The organism is Streptomyces sp. NPDC058464 (assembly GCF_042721035.1).
In the GTDB taxonomy this organism is placed as follows: Bacteria; Actinomycetota; Actinomycetes; order Streptomycetales; family Streptomycetaceae; genus Streptomyces.
Genome location: NZ_JBHXMA010000022.1, coordinates 67796 through 82108 on the forward strand (window position 1 = coordinate 67796; position 14313 = coordinate 82108).

Genomic DNA, 14313 nt, shown 5'->3' on the forward strand with positions numbered 1-14313 from the left:
CGGGCTGTTGCGAGCAGTCGCGGACGAGGCGCTCGTCGAAGTCTTCGTTGCCGACGCGGAACTGCGGCGCATCCACCATCCCTACGACGGCCGCCCGGATATCATCCTGGTCACGCCTGCAGAGGGTGACGGCGTGCGTGACCGCCACACCGACTGGCTCTCCGACCCCCAGCCGGCCTCTGAGAGCCGCACGGACCCCCTTTCCCTGGCCGACCGCACAGGAGCCTGCGAACGCGACTTGAAGACTCACGTCATGCGCCTGCGCTTCAATGGCGCTACGCACGCCCGAGCGCGCAACGCCGGTTCCGCGATCTCCTGCGGGTATGCCTGATACACCGCGATCGTGGATTCGGAGTATTCCGCCCGCACGATCCGCCGCTGCTCTGCCTCTGTCACCGACCGCGCACCTCGGACGCCCACGTACCCGCCTTGTGGACTTCCGGTCCCTCGACATGTGTGGCACCGGCCGTGTACAGCAGCCACAGCAGTTCAAGGGAGCCGAAGAAGGGCTCCCCCCAGCTGTCGACCCATACACGGAGCCGCGACGGCCCCACCTGGACGATGTCCCAGAACTCCCAACCGCGAGAATCCTCGTCCGGGTCGAACCGATAGATCCAGTTCTGCAAGGACCAAGGGCCTCCACCGCTACGGTCTACGTACGCGGTGCGGCCGTGGCGGGCGAATTCTTGTGCCGGCGCCTCACCGTCCCGGACGGAGACCGCCGTGAACCAGTCAGGGAACTCGTCCGTCGGCAGATCTTCATCGTCGAACTCCGCCGTGCAGGCCAGGTCGAGGGCGGCCGACAGGACACCGCGTACGCGTGGCGCGTACGCCTCGGGGGTCCCCTCGAACACATCGACGGTGAAAGCGGCCAGAACCGGTGGAACAGACTCGATCGCGGGACGCTGCCGAACGCGGTCCAGTTCGGCAGCGACACTCTCCTCGCTGTGGATCATCGCGCGATCCTATCCTTCCTGTTCGACACGTCCGGAGCCCTTGATGATGTTGTCGCGGAGTTCGTTGAGGAGCTTGGCCGGGATTCCGTAGAGGTCCTTCCCCTTGGTCGGATCGGAGATTTCCGGGTACTCCTGGAGCAGGCCTTTCCATTCCGTACGGGTGAAGGCGTCACCGTCAGGATGGTCGTCCTTGTTCTGCGGCAGAGCGGATTCACGTACCTTGACCAGGTAGTCTTCGGAGATCTTGAAGGAGACGATCTGGCCGCCGTCGCCCCGGTATTCCAACGTGTGCTTGATATTGCCGCTCATGTTCAGATAGAGCTTGCCTTTACCGGTGATCGTCACCTCACCGTTCTCACCGATGTGAATCCGCTGGCTCAGTGGGTGGTCGGTCTGTTTGCGGTAGACCGAGATCAGGTCCTCGCCGCACTCTTCGAGACCGAGTGGATCGGTCCGGGTGTACGGGTTGTGGACGTAGGTGTTGGGGTTGGGGGCGGGAGTGAGACCGAGGGGGTCAGGGGTGAGGTAGCGGGCGGTTTCGGGGTCGTAATGGCGGAAGTAGTTGTAGTGGAGGCCGGTTTCGGGGTCGTTGTACTGCCCGGGGAAGCGGAGGGGGATGTAGGTGGTGGCGTCGCTGCTCCAGGTGGTGGCGCCCCATAGGGTGCTGCGGGCGCGCCAGGCGATGTCCCCTTGTTCGTCGACGAGTTCGCAGGGAAAGCCCACGAGGTCCGTGACGATCGCGAAGAAGCGGGAGTCGATCTCCTGTTGTGGTGCATCGGCCGCGGTGATGCGCTCGGTCTGGGCGATCGGTTTGAGGCCCTGGTGATCCCACGTGAGGGTGACGGGGTTCGGGAGGTCGGTGGATTGCGCGGTCTGTTCGCAGAGTGTTGCGCCGTCCCATGTGAAGTCGACGCGCTCTACGACGGTTTCGCCGTCCGTTGCGAAACGGAGTTTGGCGGTGCGGCGGCCCAGGGGGTCGTAGGTGTAGCGCCAGCGGGTACCGTCGGGGGTGGTGACCTGGGTGAGGCGGTCTTCCGCGTCCCATTGGTAGTGCCAGGTGTCGGGTTTGCGGGACAGGCGGGTCTTCTGGCGCAGGGTGATGCGGCCGAGGGCGTCGTGTTCGTAGCGGACGTTGCCCGCGCGGGTGATTCGGGTGCCGGTGTATGTACGGGTGCCCGTGGCCTCGTGGCCGGGGTGCCGGTCGGGCCAGGTGGCGTGTGTCTGGTTGCCGGCGTTGTCGTAGGCGTAGGTCTCGGTCCAGTCGTGGGCGTGGACTGCGGTGACGCGGCCGGTCGGGTCGACGTCGAAGTGGCGGGTGCCGTTGAGCTGATCGTCTATGCCGGTCAGATAGCCGTCGGCGCGGTAGGTGTAGGACCGGTGTTGCAGCGTGCGGCCGTCCGCTCGGGTTACCGACTGGGTGGTCAGGCGGCCCAGGACGTCGAAGCCGTGGTCAAGGGTGACCGCCCCACCGATGCGACGCGTCAGTTCCCGGCCTGCTTCGTCGTAGGTGAAGTCGATGCTGCGGCCGGAGACCTGTATCCCGGTGGGACGGCCCGTGGCGTCGTAGGACCAGGCTGTGGTGGCGCCGGCGGGGGTGGTGCGGCTGGTCCGGCGGCCCAGGATGTCGTAGGTGTAGGTCTGGGTGCGCCCGTCGAGCGTCTCCGAACTCAGGTGTCCATCACGGTCGTTGAGCAGCGTGAGGGTCGTGCCGTCCGGACCGGTGGCCCGGGCAAGCTGGTCGGTCAGGTCGTAGACGTAGGTGGTCTCCTGGCCCGCCACATCCTTGAGGGTGGTCCGGCCCAGTTCGTCACGTTCGAAGCGGATGGTTTCACCGAGCACGTTGGTGCGGCTGGCGAGCTGGCCCGCGGCATCGTAGGTGTAGGTCTGCGTGCGGCCGTCGAAATCCGTCTCCGTGACCAGCCGTCCGGCGGCGTCGTATGCGTACTTCCAGTTCAGCCCCTGAGGGTTGGTGACCTCGGTCAGGCGCAACTCGGTGTCGTAGGCGAAGGTGTACCGAACGCCGTCCGGGCCGGTACGCGCTGCCAACCGGTCGAAGTACGTGTACTCGAAGCGGGAGACGGCGCCCGTGGCGTCGGTGTGGCCGGTGCGGTTTCCCTCGGCGTCGTATGTCCACGACTCGGTGGTGCCGTCCGCGGCGGTGCTGCGAACGGGCTTCCCGTCGACGGTCCACTCCAGGCGGGTCACGTTGCCGAGCGGGTCCGTGAGTGTGACGGGGCGGCCGAACGCGTCCAGGATGTATCGGGTCGAGGCCCCGCACGGGTCGGTGATGTGTTCGGGAACTCCGGCGGCGTTGGACTGGATGCGGGAGGTGTGGCCGAGTGCGTCGGTGACGCCGGTGAGGCGGCCGGCCCGGTCGTAGGCGGACTTCTTCACGGCTCCCGACGGGGCTGTGGCAGAGGTCAGATTTCCATGCTCGTCGTATGCACAGTCCCACTGCCTGCCGTCCGTGGCGATGACGGTCACCGGCAGCCCGAGTGCGCCGTACGCGACTTGAGTCGTCCGGCCGTCCGGCCGGTCGGCGGAGACGATCCGTCCGTTCGCGTCGCGTTCGTAGCGGATGGTGCGGCCGAGCGGGTCCGTCACCGACACGAGTTGGAGGTCGTCGTCCCACTCCTGGCAGGTGGCGTTGCCGAGCGGGTCCGTTTCACGGATCAGGCGCAGCGCCTCGTTGTGCTCATAGGTACGGACGTGGCCGAGGGAGTCGGTTACGCGGGTCGTGCGTGATTCCTCCTCGTACGTGAGGGTGGAGGCGAGGGCGCCTCCGGTGCCGCCCGTGGCGGTGACTCGGCCTTGGTCGTCGTACCGGTACCAGTACGCCGTGTTGTTGCGGTCGGTCCAGGAGGTGATGCGGCCTTCGGGGTCGTAGGTGTAACGCAGCGGCAGGCCGGAAGAGTTGGTCTCCTCCGTGAGGTGGCCGTGTTCGTCGTAGCCGAAGGTGACCAGGGTGGTGCCGGGCCGGTCCGGGTGGGCGGGGTCGGTCAGGCGCAGGCCGATGATGCGAGAGCGGGCGGGGTTGTGGTCGAGAACGATGCGGTAGCCGCCGGAGTGAACGACGGCTCCGGGGATGTCGCCCGTCTTGTACTCGATGGTGATGCGGTTGCCGTTGCGGTCCTGGATGTACTGCAACGGAAGGTCGACGGCCGTGTCGTCGGCCGCAGGCACAGGGCTGTGGAAGACGTGGTCCAGGCCCGTGTCGGGGTCGTGGACGCGGATACCGCCGTCGGTCTCGGTGTCCCAGGACAGCAGCAGGCGTGAGCCGGGGGTGTCCGGTCGGACGGGTTCGCCGGTGTCGGGGGCGGGGACCGGGAAGCAGAGACGTGCGCCGTCCGCGGTCGCGTACACGAAGCCCTCGCCGTCGGCCTGGACGCGCTGGTCGAGCGTGGAGGCCCAACTGGGCCCGAACCAGCCACCATGGCGGTAGGACGATATGTGCGTGCGCTCCAGGACCAACGGCAACACGCCGGGGAGGATCACGTCGGTGCGGGGCAGGGCCATGTCGCCGGTGGCCACGTCGATCGGGTCACGCACGAACTTCTTGACCATGTTGCGGATCGAAGCGGGCAGCTTGTTGAAGCCGGGGTTCAGCTTCAGCCGCTCGAACGCGGCGCAGTCCAACCCCATCGATTTGCCGAGCCTGGCCAGCGCCGCCGGCCCCAGCGCCTTCAGCCCCTTGCCGAGCGCCTTGCCCAGCATCCCGAACCCGACACCCATCACCGCGCCCTCGGCCAGGATGCCGGCCAGTTTCTCCGGATCCTTGAATGCGCCCGGGTCCTCCAGCAGCGTGGTGAAGGCGGAGAAGGCCGCGCCCTGCTTGGCCAACTTGGCGACCTCGGCGACGGCACGGATCTCCTTGAGCGCCTTCAGCGCCCGCTCCACCCCCCGGATGACCTCCATGATCCCGCGCACGGCGGTCCCGAGTGCGGTGCCCTCCTCCTCGATCCGCCCAACCAGCGCCACCACCTTCAGCGCCCGCTCGCCCGCCATCAGGGTGGCGGCGACGTCCGAGGCACCCGCGGTCAGCACCGACAGCGCCAGACCCGCGATCTCGAACTCGGCGATCTCCGCGAGCATCACACCGATCTCGGACAGCAGTTCGTGGGCCTTGTCCGCGAAGTCGTCCAGGGCCTTGGCGCCCTCGCGCAGCGCGTGCGCCATCTCGGTGGCCTGCTTACGGGCTGCCTTGGAGCGCTTGCCGAATGCTTTGGCGGCCTTGCCCTCCCACTCCACGCCCCGCAGGGCACGCTCCGCGGCGGTGGCGGAGTCGTCCAGGCCGGTGGCCAGGTGCCGCCACTTCTTCGCGATCTCACGCACCCCGTCCGGATCCACCGCCGGATCCGAGATGCCCAGGAACTCCAGACCGCTGGCGACCGAGTCGCCGAACATGTGGTTGAACTTGCTGATGTAGTGCAGGGGGTTGAGGTCGACCATGACGCTGCCGCTCAGCCCTTCTCGCCCCGGGCCGCGGCCGCGATCAGCACGTCCAGCAGATCGAAGGCGTCGGACACCTCGCCGATCAGCTTCGCCTCAGCCGCCCACTCCTCGTCCAGTTGCTTGGCCAACTTGGCGAGCGTGGTCATGCCCTCGCGTATCTCGCCTGTGGCGCTGAGTAGCGACCCGAGAGCGCCCAGCGCGCCCAGGTCATGGGACTGAGCCTCGAACTGCTGCAACGGCTTCGCCGTGTGCTGCCCCACCCCACGCAGCCCCGACGCCGCCTTCTGCATCGACGCGGCTTCCTTCTTCAGGTCCGACATGCCGCCCACCCCCGAACTTCACTCTGTGCACATGCCAACCCCAAGACACTAGGGAGAACGGTTATGCGGGAGGTATGGACACCCTCAAGGGACGGCAAAGATCGGCAAGCGCGCCCGGGCTGCGGTCGCAGCACTCCATGTCTCTGCGGCCACGGCGGCTGCGGACGGTCTCCCACGGCGGCCGCACGGACACTCGTCTCGACCCGTGGGTTGGCGCGGCCTTCCGCTGCCGTCGGCCACGCGCAGTGCGGCACGGGGCGGAGCGGCAGCGGGCTGATCCTCGGGCGGCCGCGGCGGCTGGAGCGGATAGCTGGTGGGGTCGGGTGCTTCGGCAACGGGAGCCTCAGGGCCCCCGCCCGCGGGGGCGGGTGCGGGAAGCGGTTCGGCCGGCTGTGCCGCGGGCTGGTCGACGGCCGTCGGCGTGTATCCGGCCGGCACACCGTGCTCGGCGGCGTCCACGGCCAGCTCGATGTCGTCGGTGTCGACGATGCCGAAGAAACCCGCACCTCCGGATCGACACCGCCCGAGCGTGCTTCGGGGGGGGCAGCTCCGGAGCCAGGTCGGCCTCCGCCACGAGCACCCGCAGCTCCTCGAACGCCGGATCCGTAGCACGACGACCGGCTGGACCGTATCCCGTGATGATCCCCATGCCGAGGTCGCCAACGAAGCTACAAACGGTATGCAGGCAATGCACCTGGTGCGAGCCCGTCGATCTACGCCGGCGTCCCCAGCACGGTAGGACACCCAGTCGTTCAACGAGCCTGAGCGGCGTCCCGAGGCACGAAGCGCATGGTGGGATGGGCTGGATCCGCCTGGGGTTCGCCCTCGGGCAGCACCGGGGCGAGCGCGGTGAACACCCGTTCCATGACCTGGTCCGTGTACCCGGCCACCGTCTCCGAGGCTTGCAGCAGCACCCCGCCTGTCCCGAGCGCAACGACTCGGTGGAACGCCCCGGAAGCAGACAATGCCGCTGCGCCGCCCAGTCGCCGCGCCAACTCCTCGGGGCATACCGTCACCCAGGCATAGCCGCGCAGGAACTCCCGGTCCTCGGGAAGGGACTCGTCGAGGTCACGGCTGAGGACGGCCTCGATGTTGGACCAGTCCGAAAACACGTCTCGCTCGATGCGTGCGAACGCTGGGTCGAGGGCGTCTAGTGCCTGCGCGAGAAATTCCACGAGTCCCGTGCAGTACGTGGGATCGGCGAGGCGCGCGGGTCCTGCCTGGAGCGCGACGACGAGCTTGGACCAATCTCCCTCCACCGGGAAGTAGGAGGACTGCACCCGGCCGAGAATGTCGTCACCGTAGAACTCCGTGACGACCAGGTCCGGGCTCTTCTCCAGTTCCTCCTTCAGTCGCGCGCGATTCCTTCCGAGGTGGGAGAGGTGGAGACGCCGGCTCCCCTCGGACTGCCGAATGGAAGTCCCGGAGTGCACACCGTGTTCGCTGCGCTCCTCCTGGTACGCGAGTTCGGCGAGCGGCCCGGAAAGTGCCTTCTCGAACCAATCGGCCGCGGCTGCCCCCCGTTCGGCCGCACCGAGCGGATCGAGGGTCGCCTCGACGTACACGTCCATTCGTCGTCCATCCTTCTCACACGGCTTCGATCCTCCGGGGCGCCGCCCACGATACGGGGGCGGCGCCCCGTCGTCCGAAGCTCCTCAGCACATGCCGCCCAACAGACAGGCGGGCCCCTTGGACAGGACGTTCCCCAAGCCCACCACGATGGAAGTGAACGTCACGGCCCCGCCGACCACGGCGACTTCGCCGCTGTAGTCGGTATCGGGTGAACTCGGCCCGTAGGTTCCGGTCGCGGACGGAGTGGGTTCGGACGTCGGGGTCCGCGTCGGCTTCGACGTGGGAGCCTCGGTCGGACCAGGGCTCGGCCGCGGTGTGGGTTCGTCGTCATCGTCGTCGTGGAGGCCGTAGAAGCGCATTCCTGGCAAGTCGCCCCTGGACCACACCGCACCCCTGTACCGGGTCCAGGTGAATTCCTTGCGGGCGATCGCAGGGCCGTTCTGAACCGCCCGCTTGTCACCCTGGCCGCGCAAATAGGTTCTCAGTTTGGTCACGTAGTTCGCGAGCTGGTCCGGTCCGTCCCGGAAGGCGTACGTGTCGTCCTTTCCCTTTCCGGGATTGGGCTTGACCTCCCAGATGTACACCCGACCCTTGGCCCACAGGATGACGTCGGCTTCCCCGTCCTTGCCGTCCTCCTTGCGGTGGCCTCCGGGAACGTGATTGGCGGACTTCGACCCCTCCCCGATGTCCACGGTGACGTAGCCGTCGACATTGTGGGCCTTGGCCCACTCCGCGGCCGCTTCTCCGGTCTTGCAGACCGCCACGTCGTGGGGGTTCTTCATCGCGCCCATGGCCGCGCCGGTGCAGGCCGTTCCCAGATTGGACTTCCCCTTGTTGCGGAGGACGGTCTTGCCCTGCTTGTCCTTCCCCTTGGAGCCGGTGTCGGTGCCACCGCCCGAGTCGCCGCCGCCGGTGTGGTTGATGGAGTCGATCGTGTCCTTGGTGCAGCTGTAGTTGGAGAGCCCGCAGCTTTCAAGACCTGTGGGGTCGCTGCGTGTGACGGGGTTGTTGTTGGCGTAGGCGTACCCGTTCATCTGGAGCGGGTCCGCGATGTCGAAGACCGGGTCGGCGGAGATGAAGCGGCCGGTGTTCTGGTCGTACTCACGGGCTCCGAGATGGGTGAGCCCGGTATTGGTGTCGTCGATGCCGACACCGAGGTATGTGTGCTGGTCGGGCCAGCTGGAAGGCTTGGTACCGCGGGACTCGCCGTAGGGCTTGTAGGCACGGCGGGTGACCGTCTGGTCCTTGCCCAGGTCGACCGCGACGGTCGCGGTGCCCAGCTGGTCGGTGAGCAGGCAGCTGAGTCTGTGACCAGTGGCCGAGCCGTTGGTGGTACGGACGACAGTCGGGGCACCGTCCTGGGAGTAGGTGCGAACGGCGTTGACCGGTGTACCGGAGCCGTCGGTCGTGACCTCGGTCTCGCCCAGATAGAGCGTGGTGCCGGAGGCGGAGTGCTGAAGGATGCGATTGCCGTCGGCGTCGTAGACGTACCGGGTGGTGTTGCCTTCTGTGGTCGCGGTGTCGAGCTTCTCCTCGGCGGTCCAGGTCAGGGACTGGTCCTGGGTGGCACCCGGCCGGGTCGTGGTGTTGCCCGACGCGTCGTAGCCGTAGGTCTGGGCACTGCCGGCGATTCCGCCCTTCGCGCTGGTGGCGCTGGTGAGGGTGTGCGGCTGGGTGAGAGTCGACTGGCTGGTGCCGTTGCCGGTGACCAACTTGCCGTAGCCGTAGGTACGCGTGACGTCCTGGGCGGTGTCCAGGCCGCTCGCCGTGGCGTGCTGGGTCTGGGTGGCCCGGTTGCCGATGGCGTCGAAGGTGAACGAGTCCCAGTAGGTCGTGCCGGTGCCCGTCGCGACGGTGCTGGTGTCCGGGGCGGCGTTCGCCAGTGACGTCTTCAGAGCGTCGTCGGGTGCCGTGGCATCGCTCTGGCTGTCCGGGGCGTTGGCGATGGGGCCGGCCGAGCGCTGCCCGTCGCTGCGGTAGCCCCAGCCGGTTCCGTTGGCGGCCTTGCAGCCGGTGCCACTGGTGCCGGGGGTGATGTTCGAGGTCCAGGCGTGGACCAGTTCGCCCATCGCGTCGTAGGTGAAGCACTGGGTGTCCCAGACCGTCGATGTCGTACCGGCCATGCCGGTGGCCTCGGACGTGACGTTGCCGACCGTGTCGTACGAGTAGCGGGTGTCGGCCAGGCGATGCGGCCCGGCGGTCTCCCGGTCACTGACCGTGCGCTGGAGCCGGCCGGTGCGGTCGTCGATGAAGTTGGTGGTCCAGACCCGGTAGGGCTGCGGGCCGGTGACGGTGCGCAGAGCCTCGCCGTAGGGCGAGTAGCTGACATCCGCGGTGTACCAGGAGAGGCCCGAGGTCGATTCGGCCAGGCCGTCACTGTCGTAGCGGGTGATCACTTCTTCCTGCGCAAGGCCGCCGGGGGTGGCGGGCAGGGTGATGCTGCGCTGCTTGCCGGTGGGTGTGTACGTGTAGGCGTACGCGTAGGTGCCGGCAACGCCCTTGGTGAGCGGAGACGTCGCGGGGACGACGACTTGGCGGCCCGTGACGCGGTAGTCGGTGTCGTAGCCGGTGATCCGGTTCACGTAGTCGCCGCTGGCGTCGTGCCGGATGGTCGCGGCCAGCATGCCGTCGGCACCGGGCAGGGTGTCGTACTCCCATTCGCGGGTCGGCGCGGCGCTGGCGCTGCCCTCTCGGGTGGCCTTGACCCTGCCCAGGTCGTCGTACTCCGTGTAGACGGTGTAGTCGGCCTTCTCCCGGCCCTCGACGACCTTGGTCCGGCGATCGAGGTCGTCGTAGCCGAAGGAGGAGTGGCCGGTGTCGGGGTCGAAGGAGTCGGTGAGCCGTCCTCGGGCGTCGTAGAGGTAGCTCCACGCGTCGCCGGCCTCGTCGGTGACCTTCGCTCGGTTGCCGCGGGCGTCGTACTCGTAGGTGGTGTCCCGCCACTGGCTCAGGTCGGCCTTGGTGTAGTGCTGGATACGGCTCACACGGCCCAGGGCGTCGGTCCAGGTCTTGGTCGCGGGTGTGGCACCGCCGGCGGGCTTGGCAATGGTGTAGTCGTCGCCGTAGGTGGTGGAGGCGGCGTAGACGGGATTGCCGCTCTGCACCGTGGTCAGCCTGACCGGACGCTCCAGACCGTCGTAGGCCGTGGTGCTCCCGCTCGGAACGAGCGTGTCGCTCTTGGGCTTGAACTGTTCCGGCTCCGGTTCGCCCTGGGCGAGGTAGGGGTTGTTGGTCTGTGCGGTCAGGCCGTGGTCGTTGTACTTCGTGTCGGTGATGATCCGGCCGGGTCCGTGGGCGGGGCTCTGGGTCTGGATGGACCGCAGCATGCCGTCGTACAGGGTGATCTGCTTGTCGTAGGCGCCGTCGTCGCGCAGGGACTGGACCGTCACGGCGGTGGGCCTGCTGCCTGAGGTGATCTGGTAGGTGACCTGGACGTCAGGGTTCTGTGTACCGGAGGAGTGCGACGGCATCCAGCCCTTGACCAGGCGGCCGAAGGCGTCGAACTCGCTGCGCGTGACGCGGCCGTTGGTGTCGGTGCGGGTCAGGACGAGTCCACGGCCGGGGTCGATGGTGGTCCTGATCGTATGCCCCACCGCGTCGAAGACCTTCATCGCGGTGACCGGCCCGCCCTCGTCCCCAGGGGTGTATTCCGTCCGGGAAACCGTGACGTTCCTGGCGTTGGTGACGGTGCGAATGCGGCCGAGCGGGTCGTAGGTGTTCAGAGCGCTGCGGATCCAGCCGGTGCCGTCGGCGGTGTTCGTCTCCTCGGTGGTGACCAGGCCTGCCGTCGGAGCGTCGCCCCAGGTCTTGCCGTCGTAGGTGTCCCGCACGGCGGACATCAGCTGGTCCGTGGTCGCGGAGGCGGCACCGGCGCATGATGTCGCGGTGGTGCGTACCAGTTTGGGCAGACCGATGACGTTGGCGTCGTCGTTGTTCGCGTAGTCGGTCTTGCTGCAGGTGTAGTTGGTGTGCTTCTCGGCTCCGCCGCTGTCCGGCTGGACGACGGAGGTCTCGACCGCGAGCGGCAACCCGTGGTCGGCGTCCATGCCGGTGATCTCGGTGCGCACCGATCGCCAGCTGGAGCCGAGGGTCTGGATCGCGTCGCTGCGTCTGGTCCAGACACGCTGGGCCAGAAGAGGGTCGAGGCCACCGTCGCGGGCGCGCGAGGCGGTCTGCTTGGAATCGGGGAAGGTAAGGGTGCGCCTGACGATTCTGGCAGCGTCGGAGCTGCTGTCGTAGACGAGCGACTCCGCCGCCAGGCCGGCGAACTCCGGTCTGTCCTCGCCAAGTTCGATCGTCCCCTTGGAGTCCTTCAGAACCCCACCGGCGCCGCGGAAGTAGCGTGTGACGGACTTGGACTGCGTCTGCGGAACATCTGGACCGGAAGTCGGGTCGCCCTTGAGCGTGGTGACGGACTGGTAGCCGCGCCACACGCTGTAGGTCCGCAGCTCCGGCTTGCCGAACTCGTCGTCATCCTTGCCCCAGGCGGCGTTGTCGTACTTGTAGGACGTGTTGATGTCCTTGCCGTTGGAGGAGACCTTGTCGTGCTGCCGGACGGAGGAGACGACGTACTTGTTGAACCACGCGATGGCGGGCTTCTTCTCGTCGCCGTCAGGCGACCAGCGGACGGGGAAGCAGGTGCCGTGGTTGTCCTCCGGGGCGACCGACGGTTCGGCTCGGCAGCCGCCGGTGTAGGTCACCTCGATGTCCTCGCCCGCCTCGGTGGTGATCGTGCCGACACGCGGCCGGGTGAAGCCGGGGCGTGCGTCACCGTCGTAGCGGGGGACGAGGTTGGGCAGATGCTTGTCCGCCAGGTAGTCACCGAGCGGATCGTCCTTGTCGACGGTGTACGCGGAGAAGGTCACCGGGGGCATCTTGGCGCCCTTGGTGTCGCCGGGCCCGTAGGCGTAGTGGGTGATCGAGTTCAGCCACAGACTCGGGGACGTGTTGTACCAGTCACGCGGGAAGGACTGATCGAGGTCGTACCTGTCGACGGTGGCGAGCCCGCTCACGCCAGGACGCGCGGCTTCGGTGGTGACGGCGTCGAGGCGCATGCGCGTCCAGAACGAGGGGAAGGCCGGGCACATCTTCGAGTCGGACTTGCAGTTGAGGTTGCCCGGGCTGTCCCACCAGGGGCGGTAGGCCGCGGGATCCTTGGTCTTGTCGAAGTTGGCCGGATCGCACACGGTGTCACTGGCCAGGCATCGCTCCTTGGCGTCGAACAGGACCCGAGCGGCGGGCTTGGTGAGATCGCCGCGCAGTCCGTACTCGATGCTGGTCGGGTAGCCTCCGCGGACGTACTGCACCGGAGACGTGAACTTCTTGTTCGCGGCGTAGTAGTTCGTCTCCGGCTGCCAGTTGACGATCATGGTGTTGCCGCTGGTGTCGACGACCTTGTCCAGACCCCACTGCCAGCCCTGATTGCAGCGCGAGTCCGCGAAAGCATCCTTGTGGCAGGGCTCCTCGGGGTGATTGCCGAAGACGGGCACGGTGAAGACGGAACGAGTGTCGGCGTGCGAGCCACCCACCTTGTTCAGACCGAAGAAGTACTTGGTGCCGTCGGTGGTGGTGACGACCCAGTACTCGTGGTTGTCGTCATCGTTGTCACCATCGGTCTTCAGTTCGACGCGTGTTCCGTCGTCGCTCTGAGGACGATAGACGTTACCCGTCCCGACCCGGACCAGTTCGACGCTCCGGCCGTTCAGGGTCATCACCGCGTTGTACGACACCCAGCACAGGTCGGAGGTCCTGTCCTTCCTGGCCGTGTTGTTCGGGGTCTTCCCGCCGACGTCCTTGGTGTCGTCCTGGCAGGAGCGATAGCGGCGCTCGATGTGCCCCGGGTCGTAACTCCAGCCTTCACCGACCCAGGAGGCCTGCGGCGAGGACACGGCCGTCTTTCCGTCCACCGCCTGGGAGTTGTACGCGAACGAGACCTGCGGTGTCGGACCGGCCGGTGCCGGCGGCACCTGCACCGGGTACGAGTAGGTGAACGCTCCCGCCGAGCCGCCCGCCTCCCACTTGTCCGAAGCAGCCAGCGGAGTCGCCTTGAAGGTACCGCTCGCCCCCGCCCCGGAGTCGACGACCCCGACCACGGCCTTGTCTCCGGTGGCCGCGGCGGGCTGTGCGTACGAGGCCTGGACGGCGCCCGATGGCTCACCGACAGCGGTGCCGTTCACCGAGGACTGACTCACGGTGCCGTCGGCGGCGGTGTCCACCGTCGCCGAAACGGTCTTCGCCGCGGCGTCGTTGACGGTTTCCAGCTCCTGGTACGCGTCGCAGCCGGTCGCATCCGGGGTGGTCAGGTAGCACTCCGGGAACTGCACGAACTTCAGCCGGGACGCCCAGTCGGCGCCGTAGAGGTTCTGGAACTGCGAGTAGTCCAGTTGTACGTCGATGGGCACGGAACCGGTCGCCGGTGCGGTCACGGTCAGCAGAGCACCGTCAAGTCCGCTTGCCAGAGGATCGGACCGGTCGTACAGCTTCACCTGCCACGTTCCGCTCGGGGCAGGTGAGTCCGTGGCCTGGGCGAGTTTCACCGGCAGCGTTCCCGCCTGGGTCCCGGCTGCCGCGGACAGCGCGCGGGGCGCCGACGTGGGTGCCAGGGTCGTGGTCGCCGCGGTGGTTGAGGCGGTCGTCGCGGAGGCGGCGAAGACAACCGGAGCGGTGCCGCCCTGAGGTGCCACGACGGTTTCATCCGGAGGTTCCTCGGAATGCACCGGTGCCCGGAAGACCAGTCCGGTCCGGGAGACCGCCTGTTCGGTGCCGGACGTCAGCGCGTCCTGCTGCAGTTCCTCCAGCTCTATCCCACTACGGTCGGGGTCGGGCGGGACAGCCAGGGCCTGCGCCGGTAGCAGCGTCACCAGAAGGGCAGCCCCCAAGGCTGACGTGATCATGCCACGCCACGACGTCCGCACCCGCCAACTCATCGCAAGTCCCCCCACATATTGATCAGTTCGCGCCGATTCTGTGGGAGTCATGTGAACGATGAACAGGTCAACAAAGTTCAAGTGATG

Annotated in this window: 7 protein-coding genes; 1 reads left to right on the forward strand and 6 read right to left on the reverse strand. The window is 67.6% G+C overall.

What is annotated here, in order from left to right:
• Positions 1 to 7 precede the first annotated feature (7 nt).
• The gene (locus tag ACFWPQ_RS27380; RefSeq protein ID WP_384040350.1) at positions 8 to 331 is read left to right on the forward strand and encodes a hypothetical protein; all 324 of its coding nucleotides are present in this window, start codon (positions 8 to 10) and stop codon (positions 329 to 331) included.
• Here ACFWPQ_RS27380 and ACFWPQ_RS27385 read toward each other — a convergent pair.
• The 6 genes from ACFWPQ_RS27385 to ACFWPQ_RS27410 all read right to left on the reverse strand — a co-directional run bounded on the left by ACFWPQ_RS27385 (position 247) and on the right by ACFWPQ_RS27410 (position 14160).
• On the reverse strand, positions 247 to 483 hold the full coding sequence (locus ACFWPQ_RS27385) for a DUF4291 family protein (RefSeq protein ID WP_384040048.1): 237 nt from the start codon (positions 481 to 483) through the stop codon (positions 247 to 249). The genes ACFWPQ_RS27380 and ACFWPQ_RS27385 overlap by 85 nt on opposite strands.
• Positions 393 to 956, reverse strand: coding sequence for a hypothetical protein (locus tag ACFWPQ_RS27390; RefSeq protein ID WP_384040051.1), 564 nt, complete (start codon positions 954 to 956; stop codon positions 393 to 395). The genes ACFWPQ_RS27385 and ACFWPQ_RS27390 overlap by 91 nt, the downstream gene beginning before the upstream one ends.
• A gap of 9 nt (positions 957 to 965) precedes the next feature.
• Entirely contained in the window at positions 966 to 5405 is a 4440-nt protein-coding gene (locus ACFWPQ_RS27395; RefSeq protein ID WP_384040054.1) for a DUF6531 domain-containing protein, read from the reverse strand.
• An 11-nt stretch (positions 5406 to 5416) separates the two neighbouring features.
• A complete protein-coding gene (locus tag ACFWPQ_RS27400) occupies positions 5417 to 5728 on the reverse strand; it encodes a hypothetical protein (RefSeq protein WP_384040056.1) in 312 nt (103 codons plus the stop codon).
• 752 nt (positions 5729 to 6480) lie between these two features.
• Positions 6481 to 7299 carry a hypothetical protein gene (locus ACFWPQ_RS27405; RefSeq protein WP_384040059.1) on the reverse strand — a complete coding sequence of 273 codons (819 nt, stop codon included), beginning with the start codon at positions 7297 to 7299 and terminating at the stop codon, positions 6481 to 6483.
• Positions 7300 to 7383: 84 nt separating this feature from the next.
• Positions 7384 to 14160 carry an RHS repeat-associated core domain-containing protein gene (locus ACFWPQ_RS27410; RefSeq protein ID WP_384040061.1) on the reverse strand — a complete coding sequence of 2259 codons (6777 nt, stop codon included), beginning with the start codon at positions 14158 to 14160 and terminating at the stop codon, positions 7384 to 7386.
• Positions 14161 to 14313 lie beyond the last annotated feature (153 nt).

Coding starts and splice junctions, on each gene's coding strand:
- ACFWPQ_RS27400 (WP_384040056.1), bottom strand. CDS start 5,728: ATGTCGGACCTGAAGAAGGAAGCCGCGTCGATGCAGAAGGCGGCGTCG.
- ACFWPQ_RS27405 (WP_384040059.1), bottom strand. CDS start 7,299: ATGGACGTGTACGTCGAGGCGACCCTCGATCCGCTCGGTGCGGCCGAA.
- ACFWPQ_RS27395 (WP_384040054.1), bottom strand. CDS start 5,405: ATGGTCGACCTCAACCCCCTGCACTACATCAGCAAGTTCAACCACATG.
- ACFWPQ_RS27390 (WP_384040051.1), bottom strand. CDS start 956: ATGATCCACAGCGAGGAGAGTGTCGCTGCCGAACTGGACCGCGTTCGG.